This is a genomic window from Pseudomonas sp. NMI760_13 (assembly GCF_021283245.1).
GTDB classification, from domain to species: Bacteria; Pseudomonadota; Gammaproteobacteria; order Pseudomonadales; family Pseudomonadaceae; genus Aquipseudomonas; species Aquipseudomonas peradeniyensis.
This window is the reverse complement of the sequence record NZ_JAJSRC010000004.1, coordinates 1-19,416: the sequence shown is the minus strand read 5'-3', so window position 1 is coordinate 19,416 and position 19,416 is coordinate 1. Positions and strand designations below refer to the sequence as shown.

Here is a 19,416-nt window from a genome sequence, read left to right as displayed (position 1 = left end):
GAGCACGTTCCATGTTTGCACGCCTTTCCCTCGCCGCCATCGCCATCGCCCTGGTCAGCGGCTGCAGCACCCCGTCGCCGGTTCTCGGCGGCAAGAACATCAGCTACGGCGACAGCAAGGCCGTCGAGCTGGTGACCAACGAGTTCGGTTCCACCGACCTGCAGATGATCGCCGAGAGCATGACCCGCTCCCTGGCCCAGTCCGGCGTGCTGCACGGCCGCCCGGTGGTGCAGGTGTACGACGTGAAGAACAAGACCAGCGAGTACATCGATACCCGCGAGATCACCACCTCGATCAAGACCCAACTGATGAAGTCCGGCGCCGCCCGCTTCGCCAGCGACAACACCGAGATGCAGAGCCAGGTCGACCAGCTCAAGCTGCAGAACCAGAGCGGCCTGTACAAGAAGAAGACCGTGGCCAAGACCGGCAACATGATCGCCGCCAAGTACCGCCTGGAAGGTTCGATCAGCTCGATCGTCAAGCGCAGCAGCGACTACAAGGACGTGTTCTACAAGTTCAGCCTGCAGCTGATCGACGTGGAAAGCGGCCTGGCCGAGTGGATGGACGAAAAAGAAATCCGCAAGACCACGGAGCGCTGATCGATGCGTGCATGGATGGCAATCATCGGCCTGGCCTGCGCCTTCGGTGCGCAGGCGGCCCCCAAGGTGGCGGTGACCGACCTGGCCTACCAGGCGCAGGTGGAGGAGTACATCCACACCATCAACGCCCAGAGCAGCGGCCAGGCCGGCATGTACCACGCCAGCGGCCAGTCGAGCTACAGCGAGTACGAGAGCCTCAACAGCTACATCGAGCAGACCGAACTGCGCAAGTTCGGTGGCGACATCAAGGGTGAGATCCTCAAGACCGGCATGTTCCAGCTGGTCCAGGGCCGCCCTTATACCGCCGACTCGAAGGAAGACGTCTACGACGTGATCCGCCGCATCAAGAACGGCGCGTTCAAGGGTGCCGACTACGTGCTGTTCGGCACCCTGTCGGACATCGACTTCCAGCAGGACATCAACTCGCTGGACCACACCGACAGCTACTCGGCGGTGCTGGGCCTGACCGTGGTCGCCGACTTCAGCCTGATCAACACCCGCACCTACGAGATCACCTCGGCGTTCACCGCCATGGGTGAGGGGCAGGACACCAAGTTGGTGAAGGGCCAGGACCGCCGCGTGACGCTGAACCGTCCGCGGGTGGTGCGGGATGTGTCGAAGGCGCTGGGCGAGGATGTGGCGCAGCAGCTGGCCGAGCAGTTGGGCGGTTCCGTGCCCGGGCAGCCGAAGCAGCCACGCGGCCGGGACAACCTGCCGCCGGATGAGCCGGCGCAGGTGCTGAACTAAGCCAGACGCAATCCCTGTAGGAGCGGCCTTGTGCCGCGAAAGGGCTGCAGAGCAGCCCCAGCGATTCATGCATTACTGCTGCCAGGGCCGCTATGCGGCCCTTTCGCGGCACAAGGCCGCTCCTACAGGGGAATCATCAGGGTCTGGCACTGCCTTTCCAGCCGCCACCCAAGGCCAGGAACACCCCGATCTGCCCCATCGCCACCTGGCTGTTGGCCGCCGCCAGCTGCGCCCGCACGTCTGTATAGGTCCGCGTCGCCTGCAGATCCGCCAGGAACGACTCACGCCCCACCTGGTAACGCAGATGCGTCTGGTCCGCCGACTCCTTGGCCGAGCGCTCCGCCTCGGCCAGTGCGTCGCGTCGATCCAGCAACGCGCTGTACTGCGCCAGGCGGGTCTGGGTTTCGCGAATGGCGTTGAGCACCACCCCGTCGAAATGCGCCAGCGCCGCCTGGGTCGAGGCCTCGGCCATGTGGATGCGCGCGCGGGTACCGTTGGTGGGGATGTTCCAGCTGATCTGCGGGCCGAAGCCCCAACGGTTGGTGGCCGGCTCGCCGAGGTTCTCGAGAATGCCGATGGTGCCCACCTGGGCGCCGATGCTGATGTCCGGGTACAGCGCGCCGGTGGCCACGCCGATGCTGGCGGTGGCCGCCGCCAGCTGGCGCTCGGCCTGACGCACGTCCGGGCGGCGCTTGAGCAGGGCCGCGCCGTCACCGACCGGCACCAGCTGCGACAGATGGGGCAGTTCGGCGCAATCGGCGGTGCCGGCGGGCAATTGCTCGACCGGCTTGGCCAGTAACGCAGCAAGGGTGTAGAGGCCCGCCTCACGTTCGGCCTTGAAGCGCGGCAGTTCGGCGCGCAGGGACTTGAACTGGGTCTGCGAACGGGTGACCTGGGTCTCGTCGCCACGCCCGGCGTCGCGCAGGCGCTGGGTCAGCTGCACGCTCTGCTGCTGCAGGTCCAGCGATTCGCGGGCGATGTGGTATTCCTCGTTGGCCGAGCACACCTGGGTATAGGCCTTGACCACATCGGCCACCAGGGTGATGCGCGCGGTGTCGGCGGCGGCCTGCACCGCGTCGGCGTTGGCCTTGGCGGCCTCGGTGCCGCGTTTGAAGGTACCCCACAGGTCGAACTGGTAGCTGGCGCTGATGATCGCTTCGCCGATATTGGCCACCGGCACTTTCTCCGGCTGCAGGAAGGCCTCGCCGGACTCCTGCAGACGCTGGGCGCCCAGCTTGACGCCACCGTTGAAACCACCCTGGGACTCGGCCACCTCCACCTGGGCACGGGCCTTGGCGATATTGGCGGCGGCCACGCGCAGTTCGGTGTTGGCGCTCAGGGCCTGGCGCACCAGCTCGTTGAGCCGTTGATCCTGGTACAGCTGCCACCAGTCCTCGGGCACCGGCGCCGAGACCACGCTGTCGGCGTCCTGGCGCAGCGGCCCATTGAGGTCGCCGCGCTGCACGGCGGCGTCCTTGGGCAGCTCGTAGTCAGGGCCGACCATCATGCAGGCGCCCAGGGACAGGCACAGCCCCGCCAGGATCAGCTGTTTCATGGATGCTGGCCCTCGATGATCGACACCGTGGCGGTGCGCCCGGCGATCATGCGGAAGTCCTGCGGCACTTCGTCGAAGGCAATGCGCACCGGAATCCGCTGGGCCAGGCGCACCCAGCTGAACGCAGGATTGACGTTGGGCAGCAGGTTGGCGCCGCTGCTGCGGTCGCGGTCCTCGATGCCGGCGGCCAGGCTCTGCACGCGGCCACGCAGGCGGGTGTTGTCGCCCATCACGCGGATCTCCACGGCGTCGCCGATATGAATACCGCCCAGCTTGGTCTCTTCGAAGTAGCCGTCAACGTGGTACGAGGCGCTGTCGACCACCGACAGCACCGGGCGCCCGGCGCTGACGAACTCGTGGGCGCGCGGGGCGCGGTCGTTGAGGTAGCCGTCCACCGGGCTGCGCACCACCGAGCGGTCGAGGTTGAGCTGGGCCACATCCACCTGCACCTGGGCCTCGTTCACCGTCGAGCGGGCGCGGGCTTCGCGGGACTGGCTCTCTTCAAGCTGCTCGGCCGCCACCAGGTTGCCCAGCTTGCGGTTGCGCTGCGCCTCGCGGGAGGCCTGGGCCAGGGTCTCCTGACGCTCGGCCAGGGTCGCCTTGGCCTGGCGCAGGGCCAGGGTGAAGCGGTCCTGGTCGATGGTGAACAGCACGTCGCCGCGCTTGATGGTCTGGTTGTCACGCACCTCGACCTTCTGGATCAGCCCGGACACATCCGGGGCGATCTGGATCACGTCGGCGCGGATATGACCGTCGCGGGTCCAGGGGGCGAACATGTAGTACACCACCATCTGCCACACGAGCACGGCGGCGAAGGTCACTACCAGCAAGGGCAGGACCACGCGGCCCAGGGTCAGCAAAGGTTTTTTCATGGCAGCATCAGGCTTCGGCAAAAGTGGTCCACCGCGCCAAGCAGCACGGCATACAGGGCAACGTTGAACAGCGCCCGGTGCCAGACCAGGCGGTAGAAATGCAGGCGCACCAGCACCGCGTGCACCCCGAGGAACAGCAGGTAGGTGCCAAACATCATCACCAGCAGCGTGGGCAGGAATACCCCGCTGATATCCAGTTCACCGATCACAGGGGCGCTCCGTCGAGCCCGGGGGGCAGTTGCGTTTGCTCGGCAGGCTCGAGCATCACTTCCACGCCCGGCAGCAGCGCCAGGCGCAGGCCGCTCAGGGCGTGCAGCAGGTGGGTGCGGGCGTCGCCGCGTTCGTACAGCTCGTCCAGGTTCAGCGCCAGGCGCGCACGCTCCATGTTGCGCAGCAGCGCCGCCGGGGCATGCAGGCGCTCGCCGGCGCGCAGGCAGGCAGCGTAGTGATTGCCGACCTCCTCGATCACCGTGCGCAGGCGCTCGCGGGCCTCGGCGCCGGCACGCGGCAGGTAGGCCAGCAGGTCGAGCAGGTTCAGGCCCACGCGCAGGTCGCGCAGGGCCACGCCGCTGTCCTGGCCGGTCTGCGACAGGCGTGGCAGGTGCTGCATCAGCCGGTCGAGCATCTGCACGCCGACCTGGCGGTGCTCGGCCAGGGTGGCCGGCGCGGTCATCTCGACGATGTCGCGCCAGGTGAAGCGGGTCATGCGCTTGGCCGCCAGCTCCACGCCGAACGGGCGCACCACCAGGGTCCAGATGAAGGCGAACAGCAGGCCCACGGGGCCGGCCAGGTTGGCGTTGATGAAGGTGAAGAAGTCGGCGTCGTAGGCGCCCTGGATGCTGATGAAGGTCGAGGTGTTGACGATCGTCAGCAGGGTGCCAAGGTAGAAGCGCGGCTGCACGGTCAGGGTGCCGACGCAGATGAACGGCACGGCGAAGGCCAGCACCAGCATCGGGAAGTCGTGCAGGTTGGGCAGCACCAGGAACAGGTACAGGCTGGAGAAGATCACCGACATCAGGGTCCAGAAGAAGAACCGGTAGATCTGCGGCGCCGGGTCGTCCATGGCGGCGAAGAAGCTGCACGACACCGCGGCGAGGATCACCGCGCTGGCGCCATCGTTCCAGCCCAGGCCGATCCACAGGCCGCAGGCGACGATAATGGCGGTGACGGTGGAGAACACCGAATAGAGCATCAGGCCACGGTCAAAGAACGGCGTCAGCCGGCCCAGGCGCCAGTGACGGTAGACCGCGCGCCACGGCGTGGCGTCGTCCTTGCGCAGTGCGTGCTGCAGGGTGCAGCAGTCCTGCCAGAGGTCGGTCCATTCGGTCAGGCGATAGAGGGCATTGGACAACAACAGCTCGGCACGCTGGTCGATGGCAGCGGCGCCGGGCTGCAGACGGTCGATCTGCTCGTGCAGGGCGGTCCAGCGCGCCACCGAGGCGCTGTCGGCAGTGCCCTTGAGCCACTCACGGGCAGCGTCGAGTACCGGCTTCAACTGAGCGAACTGGGCCGGGGCGCGGCCCTCGAGGGCGATCAGGGCGTCGTCCAGGGCATCGATCACCGGCAACAGGTGGATCATGCGGCCACGCAGCTCACGGGCATTTTTCAGGGTGTGCGGGCCGGCGCCTTCGTGGCCGAGCTGGCCGATCATCAATTCCAGCGAATTGAAGGTGGCGACCATCGCGCCACGCATGCCGCCGACCTTGTCGGCGCTGGCCTCGCGGGCCAAATAGGTATCGCTGTAGCGGATCGCCTCGGCGAACCAGTTGCCGGTCGCGCCCACCACCACCGGTGCCAGCCGGCGCGGCCAGAAAATCGCGCCGACCACCGCCGCGCAGACGATGCCCAGGCAGATCTCCTGGGCCCGGAAGGAAGCCACATCGAACACTGCCAGCGGGTTGTCGACCACCGCCAGGGCGATCATCGGCAGGGTGTAGCCAGCCAGCATCAGCACGTAGTTGTTGGCCGTGCGCAGGTTCAGCGAAAGGAACAGCAGGGTGCCGGTCCACAGGGCGATGGCAATGCTCAGCAGCAGCGGCGACTGCACCAGCGGCGGCACCAGGAGAATCGCCCCGCCGGCGCCCAGCAACGTACCCAGCGCCCGGTACAACGCCTTGGAGGTGGTCGGGCCGAGGAACGGGCTGGAGACGATGTACACCGTGGCCATGGCCCAGTACGGGCGCGGCAGCTGCATCAGCAGGGCGATGTACAGGGCGATCATCGACGCGGCGAAGGTGCGCACGCCGTAGAACCAGTCACGGGCCGGTGGCACCGAGCTGAAGAAGCCGCTCATGGCATCACGCCCGCGGCTTCGAACGCCTGGATCACCCGCAAGGTGGCGTCCAGGTCGGCCTGGTCGATACCGCCGAGCACCTCACGGCGCAGGCGCACCAGCTCGCCTTCGATGGACTCGGCCAGGGCGCGGCCCTCGACGGTTAGGCTCAGGGCCTTGGCGCGGCGGTCCAGAGGATCCTCGCTGCGGCAGACCAGGCCGGCCTTGCACAGCTGGTCGAGCAGGCGCACCAGCGACGGGCTTTCCAGCCCGGCCGCCTGCGCCACCGCCACCTGGTGCACACCGTCGCCCAGGCGCACGATCATCAGCAGCGGCACGGCGCAGGCTTCGGAAATGCCGTAGCCGGTCAGGGCGCCCTGGCACAGGCGACGCCAGTGACGGGCGGCCACGACCATGCCGCTGCTGATTTTCAGGTGCAGTGCGTCGAGAGACATGTGGGAACCGAGGATATTCATAGTTTGCTAACTATCAATATACGCCCTGCCCTACCCCTGTCGTCAACCGGGGGTGACGGAGGGAGACGATGAAAGGTTGTTCATCTACCCGGATATCACGATCTCTGTAGGAGCGGCCTTGTGCCGCGAAAGGGGTGCGAAGCGCCCCCATGTTTCGTGCATCAAGCTGATATCGCCGGGGCTGCTACGCGGCTCTTTCGCGGCACAAGGCCGCTCCTACAGGGGCCGCGCTGAACCTTGCCTCACGGCTGGATCTGGTCTTCCAGCTTCATGGTCAGCGCCAGGGTGCTGCCCATCTGGATCGCCTGGTCGCGCCAGCCCAGGTAGCGCGCCGCGTCGCAGCTGCTGAAATGCACGGCCAGCTCCTCGGCCGCCTGCATCACGCCGGTCGCCGCCGCCAGCTCCAGCCAATACAGCCCGGCCTTGGTGTCCGCCTCGACATACAGCCCATGCAACAACCGGTAACCCACCTCGAAGCGGCAGCGCGTCTCGCCGCGCTGGGCACCGCGCAGGAACCACTGGTAGGCCTCGAGCAGGTCGACCTGCCACACCTGGTCGCCCTCGCACACCTCTTCCTCGTACAAGTCGCCCAGCGCCGCGGCGGCATGCACCATGCCCCGCTCGAAGGCATGGCGGTAGTATTCGGCCGCGTTGGTGTACGAGACCTCCACGCCCTTGCCGAAGTAATGCTGCTGGCCCAGGTTGAACCAGGCCGCGGCATTGCCCTGCAGGGCGGCCATGCGCAGCAGGTGCCCGGCCAGCACGGTGTCGCCACGCCAGTACTTGCCGTTGAGCCAGATCCAGCCCAGGTCGTTGAGCGCCCCGACATTGCCCAGCAATGCCTGGCGGCACAGGTCATGGTAGACCGCCTGCAGGTCGACCGCCTCGTCCAGCCGATCAGTCAGGCCGAAGCGCTCGCCGCTCAGGGCCTGCTGGCTGGGCATGCCGATCCCGGCGAACAGCCTGTGGCGCTGCCCGGGGCGTGCCGGGACCGGGACGATCCGCTCGGGGAGAAGCCGGGCGAGCAGCGAATGGATATTGCTGGCGGCAGACATGTTCATCCTCATTGAACGACCCACAGCTCCAACCTCCACTGTGGTGAGGCGTGATTCTGCGCGACGCCACGACAAAACCTGTCGCGAACGAATTGATCCCAGGCAACCAAATGCATCTTCCTTGATCTGAGCACGCTGTGGCCAATTGCCATGCCCTACCCGTGCCGCCATCCTATGCCGGCAAGCCTAGACAAGGACGTTTCCTTTTGCCGTTCGCCACCACCCGCGCCACCCTCAGCCGCCAATGGGCCCTGCTCCGTCAGTTGCCCAGCCGCTCCCCCGGGATCACCAGTGCCGAACTGGTGTGGCGCCTGCGTGACGTGGGCTTCACCGTCAGCAAACGCACGGTCGAGCGTGATCTCAACGAGCTGTCGCTGATCTTTCCGTTGGAGCGCAACGACAAGAGCATCCCGTTTGGCTGGCACTGGTCGGCCAATGCCGGTGGCGAGCTGCGTGGGAATTTCGATCTGCAGGGTTATCTGCGCGGCGATACGCTGCAGCCCGGGCAAGGGGAAGGCGTCGAATTGCAGGCATGGATCAGCGACCTGCTGGCCCGCCGGCTGCGCGAAGCGCCGTTGACCGCCGACATGCAGCTGACCGCCCTGGAGCAGGGGCACCGGCTGCGGGCGACGGTGGCGGATGGCTGGCCCCTGCGGTTGTGGTTGCTGAGCCAGGGGCAAGGGCTGGTGGTGGAAGCGCCGCAGGCGTTGCGCGAGGAGATAGCGCGGACATTGGCCAGTGCGGCGGCGCAATATCGGGATTGAGTTTTGCGTGATCTTCTTCGCGGGTAAACCCGCTCCCACAGGGTCCATGCATAACCTGTGGGAGCGGGTTTACCCGCGAAGAAGGCAACACCGGCAGCACGAATCTAGCGCTGCATGCCCCAGCGCCGCACGGTCAGCCGCTCCAGGGTGTTGAACACCAGCCCCTCCACCAGCAGGCCGATCAGGATCACTACGGCCAGCCCGGCAAACACCTTGTCGGTGTACAGCTCGTTGCGGTTCTGGAAGATGTACCAGCCCAGTCCGCCCTTGCCGCTGCTGGCACCGAACACCAGCTCGGCGGCGATCAGCGTGCGCCAGGCGAAAGCCCAGCCGATCTTCAGCCCTGACAGGATCGATGGCAGCGCCGCCGGTACCAGGATGTGCAGCACCAGGCGCAGGCCGCGCAGCCCGTAGTTGCGTCCGGCCATGCGCAGGGTCTCGGACACGCCGAGAAAGCCCGCGTAGGTGTTCAGCGCCAGCGCCCACAGCACCGAGTGCACCAGCACGAAGATCAGGCTGTTGTCACCCAGGCCGAACCAGAGCAAAGCCAGCGGCAACAGGGCGATGGCCGGCAGCGGATTGAACATCGAGGTCAGCGTGCCCAGCAGGTCGCGCCCCACTTGCGTCGAGACGGCCAGGCTGGTCAGGCCGAAGGCCAGGACGATGCCCAGCACATAGCCTTTGAGCAGCACCACCAGCGATACGCCGACCTTGGCCGGCAGCTCGCCGCTGAGCAACCCGTCCCACAACGCGCTGGCGGTCTGCAGGAAGCTCGGCAGCAGCAGGTCGTTGCCGGTATAGCGGGCCACGGCCTCCCAGACCACCGCAAGCAGTACCAGGATCACGGCCTTGCGCAGCCAGCCCTGCTGCCACAAGCGTTGCACCGCCGGCAGCTCGCGCTCCAGCGGCACACCCGGCAGGGGTTGCAGCTGCACTTCGTATTCCTGGCGTACAGGTGTCGTTGTCATGCCCTGGCTCCTGTCAGTAGGCGATACGGATATCGTTGAAGCCCAGATCGTCCGCTGGCGTCGAGGCATCGGCCTCGTCGAACAGCAGCCGGTGGATGCGCCGGGCACTGGCCTGGAAGTCGCTGGCACCGAGGCTGCCGAGATCGTACTGGTGGCTGTGCACCTCGGCCCGCACCCGCCCGGGGTGCGGCGACAGCAGCAGGATACGATTGCCCACCACCAGTGCCTCTTCTATGGAGTGGGTGACGAACAGCAGGGTGAAGCGCACCTCCTCCCACAGCAGCAGCAGTTCTTCCTGCATCTTGCGCCGGGTCAGGGCGTCGAGGGCGGCGAACGGTTCGTCCATCAGCAGGATCTTTGGCTGCGTGGCCAATGCCCGGGCGATGGCCACGCGGGCTTTCATGCCACCGGAAAGGGTATGCGGATAGGCATCGGCGAAGGCGGCCAGGCCGACCTTCTCCAGGTAGTGCAACGCCCGCTCCTCGGCCTCGGCGCGCTTGAGTTGGCCGGACACCAGCAGCGGGAACATCACGTTCTGCTTCACCGTCTTCCACGGCGGCAACTGGTCGAATTCCTGGAACACCACGATACGGTCCGGCCCTGGGCCACGCACCGGCTGGCCCTGGAGCAGGATCTGCCCTTCCCGGGGTTCGATGAAGCCGGCCACGGCCTTGAGCAAGGTGGACTTGCCGCAGCCGGACGGGCCGAGCAGGACGAAACGGTCGGCGCGGTCGACCTCGAAGCTGACCTGGTGGGTGGCCCGCACCACGCGCTGGGCGGTGCGGTATTCAAGGCTCAGGTTGTCCACCGCCAGCAGCGGTGGGGTGGCGACACGGCTCAGGTTGCTGGCCGTGTGGCCTGGCAATGGGGCGGTCATCGGCGCTCAGCTCCCTTGCAACGGGCGTTCATCCTGGAAGAAATAGTCCTTCCACGATTCGGGCTTGTTCTTTATCGCGCCGACCCGGTAGAGGAACTCGGCCAGTTTGTAGGTGTTCTTCGGCGTGACGGTGAATTCGTACTGCGGGTTGTCGATCAGCTTGATCAGCGCCTCGCGGTCGATCTTGGCCTTGGTCACTCGGATGTAGGTGTCGGCGGCGGCGGCCTTGTCCTTCTGGGCGAAGTCGGCGGCTTCAGCCAGGGCATCGACGAAGGCCTTGTAGGTCTTGGGATTGTCCTTGCGGAACTTCTCGGTGGCGAACAGCAGGGTCGGTGAGTTGGGGCCGAGCAGGTCGTAGCTGTTGAGCACCACGTGCACGTTCTTGTTGGCCAGCACCTGGTCCTGGAACGGCGGGTTGGAGAAGTGCCCGTTGAGCTCGGTGCCGCCGGCCAGCAAGGCCGCAGTGGCGTCCGGGTGCGGCACGGCCAGGGTGTACTTGTCGAGGCGGTTGTACTCCTTGTCGCCCCACTGGCGGGCGGCGGCATACTGCAGGAAGCGCGACTGTACCGACACGCCCACCGCCGGGACGGCGATACGGTCCTTGTCGGAGATATCGGCGATGGTCTTCACATTCGGGTTGCTGCTGACCAGGTAGTACGGGAAGTTGCCCAGCGAGGCGACGGCCTTGACGTTCTGCCGGCCGCGGGTTCTATCCCACACGGTGAGCAGTGGCCCGACGCCGGCGCCGGCGATGTCCACCGAGCCGGACAGCAACGCGTCGTTGATCGCCGCGCCGCCGGACAGCTGGGCCCAGTCGACCTTGATGTCGAGGCCCTGCTCCTTGCCGTGCTTCTCGATCAGTTGCTGGTCACGGACCACGTTGAGCAGCAGGTAGACGATACCGAACTGCTCGGCGATGCGGATCTGCCCTTCGGCGTGGGCCACGGTCGGCGCCGCCAGGCTGCCTAGAACCAAGCTGGCGCCCAGGCCGATACTTGCCGCCAGGCGGCTGATGGAGTTGCGCATGGTGTGTTTCCTCAGTCGTCAGAACGGGGCATCGCCCTGGATGGTGGTGCGGTAAAGCTTGCGCCGCAGGTGCGCGGGGCAACCGCTGGCCAGGTGGATCAGCGAGCGGTTGTCCCAGAACACCAGGTCGTGGGGCAGCCATTGATGGCGGTAGATGTTCTGCTCCAGCACGCTCAGGGCGTACAGCTGTTGCAGCACGTCGCGGCTCTCGTCATCCGGCAGGCCGACGATACGGGTGGTGAAGCCTTCGCTGACGAACAGCGCCTTGCGGCCGTTTTCCGGGTGGGTGCGCACCACCGGGTGGATGACCTCCTGGACCTGGGCCAGTTGCTCGGCGGTCAGCGTCGGGCGCCAGTTGCCTTCGAACCTGGTCTCGGCGTAACGGGCGGTGTAGGAGTGGGCGGCGCTGCGGCCCTCGACGACCCGACGCAGGGCCTCGGGCACGGCGTCCCAGGCCTTGTGCATGTCGGCGAACAAGGTGTCGCCGCCCTCGCTGGGCAGCTCCTGGGCGTGCAGCATCGAGCCCAGGCTCGGCAGCTCCTTGTACGACAGGTCCGAGTGCCAGAACTTGCCGGCATCGCCCAGGCCGACGTTGCGGCCGTCCTCGACGATGTTGGACACGATCAGGATCTCGGGATGGCCGGCGAGCAGGAACTGCTTGAGCACATGGATCTGCAGCTCGCCGAAACGGCGGCTGAAGGCGATCTGCTGTTCAGGGGTGATGCGCTGGTCGCGGAACACCAGGACGTGGTGGTCCAGGTGGGCGCGGTGGATACGGGTGAAATCCTCGGCGTTGACCGCACGGGCCAGGTCGAGGCCGATGATCTCGGCACCGACGGCGCCGGGGAACGGGCGGATGTCGAAGGTTTGCGGCAGGGCGCTGTCGATGGTCGACAAGGCGTTCGAGGCGGCTGGCATTGTTCACTCCCACGCAGTGCGCGACTTCAGGGCGCGCAACGATCGGAAACGCACGGGGATTGCCCGTGTGGGTTCGAGTCGTGCGGCGCGCCGATTGGTCGGCGGGTACGCAGTGGGAGTGACTATAAAGTCATAAGAACAGTATTTTAAATACCGTTACGGCATATCCATATGAAGGGGTTGCACTTCAGGCCATACGCCGACCTGTAGGAGCGGCCTTGTGCCGCGAAAGGGCTGCGAAGCGGCCCCGGCGATCTTTGCTCAATACTGAAATCCTGGGGCCGCTTCGCAGCCCTTTCGCGGCACAAGGCCGCTCCTACAGGGGGCCCGTAATGACTGTCAGCGCTCGCGCAGCGCCTCGCTGCGGGCCTTGATGATCGGCTTGAGCAGATAGCTCATGATGGTCTTCTTGCCGGTCATGATATCCACCGTGGCCACCATCCCCGGGATGATCAACAGCGGCTTCTCGTCCGTGCCCAGATGGCTCTTGTCGGTACGCAGCTTGATCAGGTAGTAGGTGGTCTTCTTGTCTTCGTCGGTGATGGTGTCGGCGCCGATCTGCTCGAGCTTGGCCTTCATGCCGCCGTAGATGGTGTAGTCATAGGCGGTGAACTTGACCGTGGCTTCCTGGCCCGGGTGCAGGAAGGCGATGTCCTTGGGCAGGATCTTCGCCTCGACCACCAGCGTGTCGTCCAGCGGCACGATCTCGATGATGTCGCTGCCCGGCTGGATCACCCCGCCGATGGTGTTGACCAGCAGCTGCTTGACGATGCCGCGCACCGGCGAGATGACCATGGTGCGGTGCACGCGGTCGTCCAGCGCCTTGCTGGTGGCGGTGGCCTTGTTCAGCTCGGTGCGGGCCTCGTTGAGCTGGGTCAGCGCCTCGCTGCGGAACTTGCCGCGGGTCTCCTCGATCTTGCTCTCGACTTCCTTGATCGCCGCCTCGGCACGGGGGATGGCCAGGGCGGTGGAGTCCATCTGGCCACGGTTCTCGACCTCGGCACGACGCAGGCGCAGCACCTCGACCTGGGAGATCGCGCCCTGGGCCACCAGCGGCTCGGACATCGCGATTTCCTGGCGCAGCAACTGCAGGCTGTTGGCGTACTGGGCGCGCTTGGAGTTGAACTCGCGCAGTTCCTGCTGCTTCTGCACCAGCTGCTGCTGCAGGCCGCCAAGCTCGTCCTGCAGCTGCTGGCGACGGCTCAGGTACAGCGACTGTTCGTTGGCGGCCTGGCTCGGCGCGGCCTTGCGCAGCTCTTCGTCGATCTGCAGCGGCTTGTCCTCGACCTCGGCCGTCAGGCGCTGCACGCGCAGGGCCATGGCCAGGCGCGAGGCCTCGGTCTCGTCGACGTTGGAGGCGAAGCGGGTTTCATCCAGGCGCAGCAGCGGCTGGCCGACCTCGACGATCTCCCCTTCCTTGGCGAATATCTCGGCGACGATGCCGCCCTCAAGGTTCTGGATCTTCTGCACCTTGGAAGACGGGATGGCCTTGCCCTCGCCGCGCGTCACCTCGTCGATGGGCGCGACGCTGGCCCAGATGATGAGGAACAGGAAGAACGCGATCACGCCCCAGATGGTCAGGCGCACCACCCGTGGCGCGTCCTCGATCAGCGCCTTGTTGACCTCGGGCAACGGCTGCCCGGCCAACGACTCGGAGCCCTTGAAGTAGCGGCGCAGGTTGTCCTTGAAACGCCCGATATCCAGCTTATGCAACACTGATCTGCCCCTTCTTCAGCGCATCCATGACGGCGGCTTTCGGGCCATCCGCGACGATCTGTCCACGATCGATGACGATCAATCGGTCCACCAGCGACAGCAACGACGCCCGGTGGGTGACCAGCAGCACGGTCTTGTTCTCGATCACCGCGGCCAGGCGCTGCTTGAGACGCTCCTCGCCGGTGTTGTCCATGGCGCTGGTGGGTTCGTCGAGCAGCAGGATCTGCGGGTTGAGCAGCAGTGCCCGGCCCAGGGCGACGTTCTGCCGCTGGCCGCCGGAGAGGTTCTGGCCACGCTCGCCGACCTGCAGCTCGTAGCCGTCCGGATGCAGGCGGGCGAATTCGTGCACGCCGGCAAGCTCCGCGGCCTGGAGGATCAGCTCGTCCTCGATGTAGCGGGCACCGCTGACCAGGTTGTCGCGCAGGGTACCGGCCAGCAGCTGGATGTCCTGGGGCACGTAGCCGATGTTGTGGCGCAGTTCACTGACGTCGATCTGGCGAATGTCCACGCCATCGACCAGCAGCGAGCCGTTGTCCGGCTCGTACAGGCCGACGATCAGCTTGGCCAGGGAGCTCTTGCCCGAGCCGCTGCGGCCGATGATGCCGACCTTCTCGCCCGGGCGAATGTTCAGGTTGATGCCCTTGAGCGCCTGGTTCTGCTGGTTCGGGTAGGTGAACTCGACGCCGCGGAATTCGATGGCGCCCTGCAGCACCTGGCGGCTCAGCGGGCGCTCCTCGAAGTTGCGCTCCTGGGGCAGCTCCATCATCTGGTCGGTGGCGACCATGGTCACCTTGGCTTGCTGGTAGCGGGCCAGCAGGCCGTTCAGCGAGCCCAGCGGGCCAAGGGCGCGACCGCTGAGCATGTAGCAGGCCACCAGGCCGCCCATGCTGAGGTTGCCGTCGATGATCAGGTACACGCCCACGCAGATCATCGCCACGCCGGCCAGTTGCTGGATCAGCGCGGTGATGTTCATGGCCAGGCCCGACAGCACCTTCACCCGCAGCTCCAGGCGGCTCAGGGTGCCGAGGGTCTGCTCCCACATGTACTGGCGCTCGCTCTCGGCGTTGTTGACCTTGACCGCATCCAGCCCGGCGAGGGTCTCGATCAGGCTCGACTGGCGCTCGGAGGCCAGGGCCATGGTGCGCTCCATGGTCGCCATCAACGGCTTCTGCAGGGCGTAGCCGATACCCAGCGCCAACGGGAAGGCCAGGATCGGAATCCACACCAGGTGCCCACCGATGATGGCGATGACCATGAGGATCAGCAACGTGAACGGCAGGTCGATCAGACTGGTCAGGGTCAGCGAGGCGAGGAAGTCGCGCAGGCCCTGGAACTCGTGGATATTCTGGGCGAAGCTGCCGACCCGCGCCGGGCGGTACTTCATCGACATCCCGACAATGCGCTCGAACAGCGTCGCCGAGATGATCAGGTCGGTCTTCTTGCCGGCCAGGTCCAGGCACAGGCTGCGCAAACCCTTGAGGATCAGGTCGAAGACATAGGCGCCGGCGATGCCGACCGCCAGCACCCACAAGGTCGAGGTGGCCTGGTTGGGCACCACGCGGTCGTACACGTTCATCACGAACAGCGGCGCGGCCAGGGCGATCAGGTTGATCACCAGGCTGGCGGCGATGGCATCGATGTACAGCCACTTGCTGCGCAGCAGGGTGTCGCGGAACCAGGAGCGCGCGCGCGGGATCAGGTTGCCGTGGTTGACGTCGAACTTGTGCTGCGGCTGGGCGAAGAACACCTTGCCGCTGTAGTCGCCCTGCAACGCTTCACGGGTGACATGCACCTCGCCGCCGTCGCTCTCGCTGAGCAGCAGGCGCGCGGTGTCTTCGTTCTCCCAGCCGAGCAGCACGGCGCAGCGGCCTTCCTTGAGCAGCAGCATCGCCGGCATGGCGATGCTGGGGATCTGCTCGAGCTTGCGCTGCAGCAGGCGCCCCTGCAGCCCGGCCCGGGCGGCTGCGCGGGGCAGCAGTTCGGCGGTCAGGCGCTGCGAGGGCAAGGGTAGCCCGGTGGTCAGCATGGCCCGGCTGGCGGGCTTCTGGTGCAGGACACACAGGGTCAGCAGACTGTCCAGCAGCGGGTCGTCATGCTGACTGCGTGGATCGTGGCTGAGTTGGACTCGACTGACTTCGGATTCCACGCGGCGCTCTCTTCATCCTTGCGGGGGTGATTCAAGGTGCGCCTTTCAGTTCATGCCTGGCAGGTTCACCTTGGGTTTCAGGTCGTTCTGCACAACGGAGGCCATCGGTGCTACGACACCCTGGCTCTTGAGCAGTTGACCAATGGTCGCCTTGATTCGGTACTGAGTAAACATTTGTGTGTTCTTCACCTCTACCAGACGACGCTGGGCGGTGAAGGTTTCATTCTCGCTGTCGAGCAGGTCGAGCAAGGTACGCTCGCCCAGGCCGAACTGCTGCTGGTAGGCGCTGCGCACGCGGTTGCTGTGATCGACATACTGCTGGGCGATCGGCACCTGGGCGTTGGCGTTCTCCAGAGCATTCCATGCCAAGCCTAACTCCTCATTGAGCTGGCGCAAGGCGTTGTTGCGAATGTCCAGGGCCTGGTTGGCCAGGTACGACTTCGATTCCAGGTCGGCCTTGTTGCTGCCACCGGCGTACAAATTGAAGTTCATGCGCAGCATGGCCTGCCATTCGTTGTTGTGGCCGACGGCGCCGTCGAGGTTGTTGTCGGCCGTTCGTCCGAGTTCGGCATCGAAACGTGGATAGAACGTAGACTTTGCCGCTTCGTATTGCTTCTCGGCGGCGGCGATGTCCGACTCGGCCGAGCGCAGGATCGGGCTTTCCTCGACCAACTGGTGGCGAGCCTCGTCGAGGGTGGCCGGCAGCAGGTCGACAAATGGCGCGGGCGTGCTTAACTCGTCGGGCATTTGGCCGACGACGCTCAGGTAGTTGGTGTTGGCGTCGGCCAGGTTGGTCTGCTCGGTGATCAGGTTGTTGCGGGCCTGGGCCAGGCGCGCCTCGGCCTGGTCGAGGTCGGCCAGGCGACCGACGCCGCGGCTGGTGCGCAGCTTGATCTGGTCGAGGATGCGCTCGTGGTTGCGCAGGTTGTCTTCGGCCAGGCGCACCATCTCGCGGCGCGACAGCACGTCCAGGTAGACCTGGGCGACGGTCAGCGCGGTGCGCTCGGAGGTCCCCAGCAGGGAGTAGGCGCGGGCGTTGACAGTGGCCTGTTGACGGCCAACCTCGCTGGAGGTGGCGAAGCCGTCGAAGACCATCTGCCGCAGGCGGATAGCCGACTCGCCACGGTTCAGGGTCTCCCAGCGGTTGCGGGTGCTCGGGCTGTCGGTGCCCTCACGACCATAGCCGGCGGTCACGTCGACCCGCGGCAAATAGCCACCCTGGGCAGCGCGCAGCTGATAGTCCGCAGCCGTGCGGGCGTTCACGCCGGCCTGGATTTCCGGATGGACCTCGAGGGCCTTCTGCATGGCTTCGGGCAAGGTTTGTGCTTGAACGAATGTGGCGGCGAGAGCGAAAGGAAGAGCGGTGAACAGTGACGCACGCATTTTTACTGGTTCCCGAGAGAGCTGTTGTCCCAAATCACAGCCGAAGCCGTGCCTGCCCTGGAAAATGGCAAACCCTGATCCTGTATGTAGGAAGCTTCCGAATAGGCAGTGCGATTAATACAAAAGAAAGGGCTTAGCTGGCCAAATATCAATGTGACATTACCTTGGCGATTGTTTAGGATGGCAGCCAGAAGGTCAATAGTTTGGCATAAACTTAATAGCCAGAAATTATAGACGTAAAATTGACGCAAATCAGCGTCAAAAACATTATTTGAAACATTCCATCAGTCGCCGCCCTCGAACGCCGGCCAGGCATGGAAGCCAACTGAACAGGTAGCCCGGAGAGTCCAATGAGCACTGTTGTCGCCATCGTCAAAAGCATTGTTGGCCAAGTCATCGCAGTTTCCCCAGAAGGCATCCGGCGCGTACTGATCGAAGGCGATCGCCTGCTGGCAGGTGAACAGGTAGACACCGGCGCGGGCGGCGCGGTCACCCTGGAGCTGGCCGACGGCCGTGTGCTCGACCTGGGCCGCGACACCCAGTGGAGCGCCGACGCGCCCGACAGCAGCACCGACCTGAGCCAGGCCACCGCCCAGGCAGCGCCCTCGGTCGAAGAACTGCAACAGGCCATCGCCGCCGGTGTCGACCCGACCACCGAGCTGGAAGCCACCGCAGCCGGCCCGGCCGCGGCAGGCGGCGGCTCGGTCGGCGGCGGACACAGCTTTGTCCTGCTCGAGGAGACCGCCGGGGTGGTCGACCCGAGCATCGGCTTCCCCACTGGCCCGATAGGCTTCGCCAACGGCCTGGCGGTCGAGGAGCTGGGCGGGCTGGACGGCAACGCTGGCAGCACCAACACGACCAACGTCCCGCTCACCACAGGGCTGACCCTGAGCGCCACCCCCACGATCACCGAGGCGGGTGGCGTCATCGTCTATACCGCCACCGTCGGCCAACCACCGCTGACCAACCTGACCGTGACCCTGTCCAACGGCGCCGTCATCGTGATCCCGGCCGGCCAGACCACCGGCACCGTCAACGTCGACATCCCGGCCAACGACACGCCCTACATCGATGGCGGCCAGATCTCCGCGACCATTACCGGCACGACTGGCGGTAACGGCCTGATCGTCACGCCAAGCACTACCCCGGCGGTGACCCAGGTCACCGACACCATCGACACCACCACCGCCACGCTCACCGCGACCCCGAGCGTGACCGAAGGTGGTGTGATCACCTACACCGTGACCTTGAACAACCCGGCCCAGACCCCGGTCACCGTCACTCTGTCCAATGGCCAGACCGTCACCATCGAGGCCGGCAAGTCGTCCGGCAGCGTCGACTTCCAGACCCCGGCCAACGACGTCTATAACAACGGCAGCACCGTCAGCACCACGATCACGGAGGCAACGGGCGGCAACTTCGAGAATCTGGTACCGAACCCGACGCCAGCGCAGACCGTCATCAATGACTCGGTCGATACCACCACGGCGACCTTGACCGCGACCCCTAGCGTCACCGAAGGCGGCGTGATCACCTACACCGTGACCCTGACCAACCCGGCCCAGACCCCGGTCACCGTCACCCTGTCCAATGGCCAGACCGTCACCATCGAGGCCGGCAAGTCGTCCGGCAGCGTCGACTTCCAGACCCCGGCCAATGACGTCTATAACAATGGCAGCACCGTCAGCACCACGATCACGGGGGCAACGGGCGGCAACTTCGAGAAACTGGAGCCGAACCCGACACCAGCGGAAACGGTGATCAACGACTCGGTCGACACCACCACCGCCACCCTGACCGCGACCCCGAGTGTCACCGAAGGCGGTGTGATCACCTACACCGTGACCCTGACCAACCCGGCCCAGACCCCGGTCACCGTCACCCTGTCCAATGGCCAGACCGTCACTATCGAGGCCGGCAAGTCGTCCGGCAGTGTCGACTTCCAGACCCCGGCCAATGACGTCTATAACAATGGCAGCACCGTCAGCACCACGATCACGGGGGCAACGGGCGGCAACTTCGAGAAACTGGAGCCGAACCCG

The 19,416-nt window shown here is 65.7% G+C and carries 17 protein-coding genes; 4 read left to right on the top strand and 13 right to left on the bottom strand.

Features of this window, described 5'->3' with window-relative positions; all coding sequences use genetic code 11:
• The first annotated feature begins 11 nt into the window (after positions 1–11).
• A complete protein-coding gene (lpoB, locus tag LU671_RS05495; RefSeq protein WP_110735582.1) occupies positions 12–599 on the top strand; it encodes a penicillin-binding protein activator LpoB in 588 nt (195 codons plus the stop codon).
• A 3-nt stretch (positions 600–602) separates the two neighbouring features.
• Positions 603–1,346: a penicillin-binding protein activator LpoB gene (locus LU671_RS05490; RefSeq protein WP_232854968.1), complete on the top strand. Its 744-nt coding sequence runs from the start codon at positions 603–605 to the stop codon at positions 1,344–1,346.
• Between the two features lie 136 nt (positions 1,347–1,482).
• Here the strand turns inward: LU671_RS05490 and LU671_RS05485 are convergent, their stop codons facing one another.
• The 6 genes from LU671_RS05485 to LU671_RS05460 form a co-directional block, all read right to left on the bottom strand.
• A complete protein-coding gene (locus tag LU671_RS05485) occupies positions 1,483–2,901 on the bottom strand; it encodes an efflux transporter outer membrane subunit (protein ID WP_232854967.1) in 1,419 nt (472 codons plus the stop codon).
• Positions 2,898–3,773 carry an efflux RND transporter periplasmic adaptor subunit gene (locus LU671_RS05480; RefSeq protein WP_232854966.1) on the bottom strand — a complete coding sequence of 292 codons (876 nt, stop codon included), beginning with the start codon at positions 3,771–3,773 and terminating at the stop codon, positions 2,898–2,900. The genes LU671_RS05485 and LU671_RS05480 overlap by 4 nt, the downstream gene beginning before the upstream one ends.
• Positions 3,770–3,982, bottom strand: coding sequence for a DUF1656 domain-containing protein (locus tag LU671_RS05475; protein ID WP_016392395.1), 213 nt, complete (start codon positions 3,980–3,982; stop codon positions 3,770–3,772). The genes LU671_RS05480 and LU671_RS05475 overlap by 4 nt, the downstream gene beginning before the upstream one ends.
• Complete coding sequence (locus tag LU671_RS05470; protein ID WP_232854965.1) at positions 3,979–6,066, bottom strand: FUSC family protein; 2,088 nt, start codon at positions 6,064–6,066, stop codon at positions 3,979–3,981. The genes LU671_RS05475 and LU671_RS05470 overlap by 4 nt, the downstream gene beginning before the upstream one ends.
• The gene (locus LU671_RS05465; RefSeq protein ID WP_028689248.1) at positions 6,063–6,500 is read right to left on the bottom strand and encodes a MarR family winged helix-turn-helix transcriptional regulator; all 438 of its coding nucleotides are present in this window, start codon (positions 6,498–6,500) and stop codon (positions 6,063–6,065) included. The genes LU671_RS05470 and LU671_RS05465 overlap by 4 nt, the downstream gene beginning before the upstream one ends.
• 263 nt (positions 6,501–6,763) lie before the next feature.
• The gene (locus tag LU671_RS05460; RefSeq protein ID WP_203649487.1) at positions 6,764–7,576 is read right to left on the bottom strand and encodes a tetratricopeptide repeat protein; all 813 of its coding nucleotides are present in this window, start codon (positions 7,574–7,576) and stop codon (positions 6,764–6,766) included.
• A 206-nt stretch (positions 7,577–7,782) separates the two neighbouring features.
• Here LU671_RS05460 and LU671_RS05455 point away from each other — a divergent pair, with 206 nt between their 5' ends.
• Complete coding sequence (locus tag LU671_RS05455) at positions 7,783–8,340, top strand: WYL domain-containing protein (RefSeq protein ID WP_203649485.1); 558 nt, start codon at positions 7,783–7,785, stop codon at positions 8,338–8,340.
• Between the two features lie 104 nt (positions 8,341–8,444).
• Here LU671_RS05455 and LU671_RS05450 read toward each other — a convergent pair whose 3' ends face one another.
• The 7 genes from LU671_RS05450 to LU671_RS05420 form a co-directional block, all read right to left on the bottom strand.
• Entirely contained in the window at positions 8,445–9,308 is an 864-nt protein-coding gene (locus LU671_RS05450; protein ID WP_203649476.1) for an ABC transporter permease, read from the bottom strand.
• Between the two features lie 13 nt (positions 9,309–9,321).
• On the bottom strand, positions 9,322–10,185 hold the full coding sequence (locus tag LU671_RS05445; RefSeq protein WP_028689252.1) for an ABC transporter ATP-binding protein: 864 nt from the start codon (positions 10,183–10,185) through the stop codon (positions 9,322–9,324).
• 6 nt (positions 10,186–10,191) lie between these two features.
• Positions 10,192–11,211 carry an ABC transporter substrate-binding protein gene (locus LU671_RS05440; RefSeq protein WP_232854964.1) on the bottom strand — a complete coding sequence of 340 codons (1,020 nt, stop codon included), beginning with the start codon at positions 11,209–11,211 and terminating at the stop codon, positions 10,192–10,194.
• Positions 11,212–11,229: 18 nt separating this feature from the next.
• Positions 11,230–12,129, bottom strand: coding sequence for a TauD/TfdA dioxygenase family protein (locus tag LU671_RS05435; RefSeq protein WP_232854963.1), 900 nt, complete (start codon positions 12,127–12,129; stop codon positions 11,230–11,232).
• Positions 12,130–12,468: 339 nt separating this feature from the next.
• The gene (locus tag LU671_RS05430; protein ID WP_186734130.1) at positions 12,469–13,845 is read right to left on the bottom strand and encodes an HlyD family type I secretion periplasmic adaptor subunit; all 1,377 of its coding nucleotides are present in this window, start codon (positions 13,843–13,845) and stop codon (positions 12,469–12,471) included.
• On the bottom strand, positions 13,835–15,991 hold the full coding sequence (locus LU671_RS05425) for a type I secretion system permease/ATPase (protein ID WP_203649469.1): 2,157 nt from the start codon (positions 15,989–15,991) through the stop codon (positions 13,835–13,837). Before LU671_RS05425 ends, LU671_RS05430 begins: the two co-directional genes overlap by 11 nt.
• 45 nt (positions 15,992–16,036) lie before the next feature.
• Entirely contained in the window at positions 16,037–17,374 is a 1,338-nt protein-coding gene (locus tag LU671_RS05420; RefSeq protein ID WP_110735609.1) for a TolC family outer membrane protein, read from the bottom strand.
• Between the two features lie 350 nt (positions 17,375–17,724).
• Between LU671_RS05420 and LU671_RS05415 the strand changes: the two genes are divergently transcribed.
• Positions 17,725–19,416: retention module-containing protein (locus LU671_RS05415; RefSeq protein WP_232854962.1), on the top strand; the 1,692-nt coding region annotated here is incomplete at its 3' end.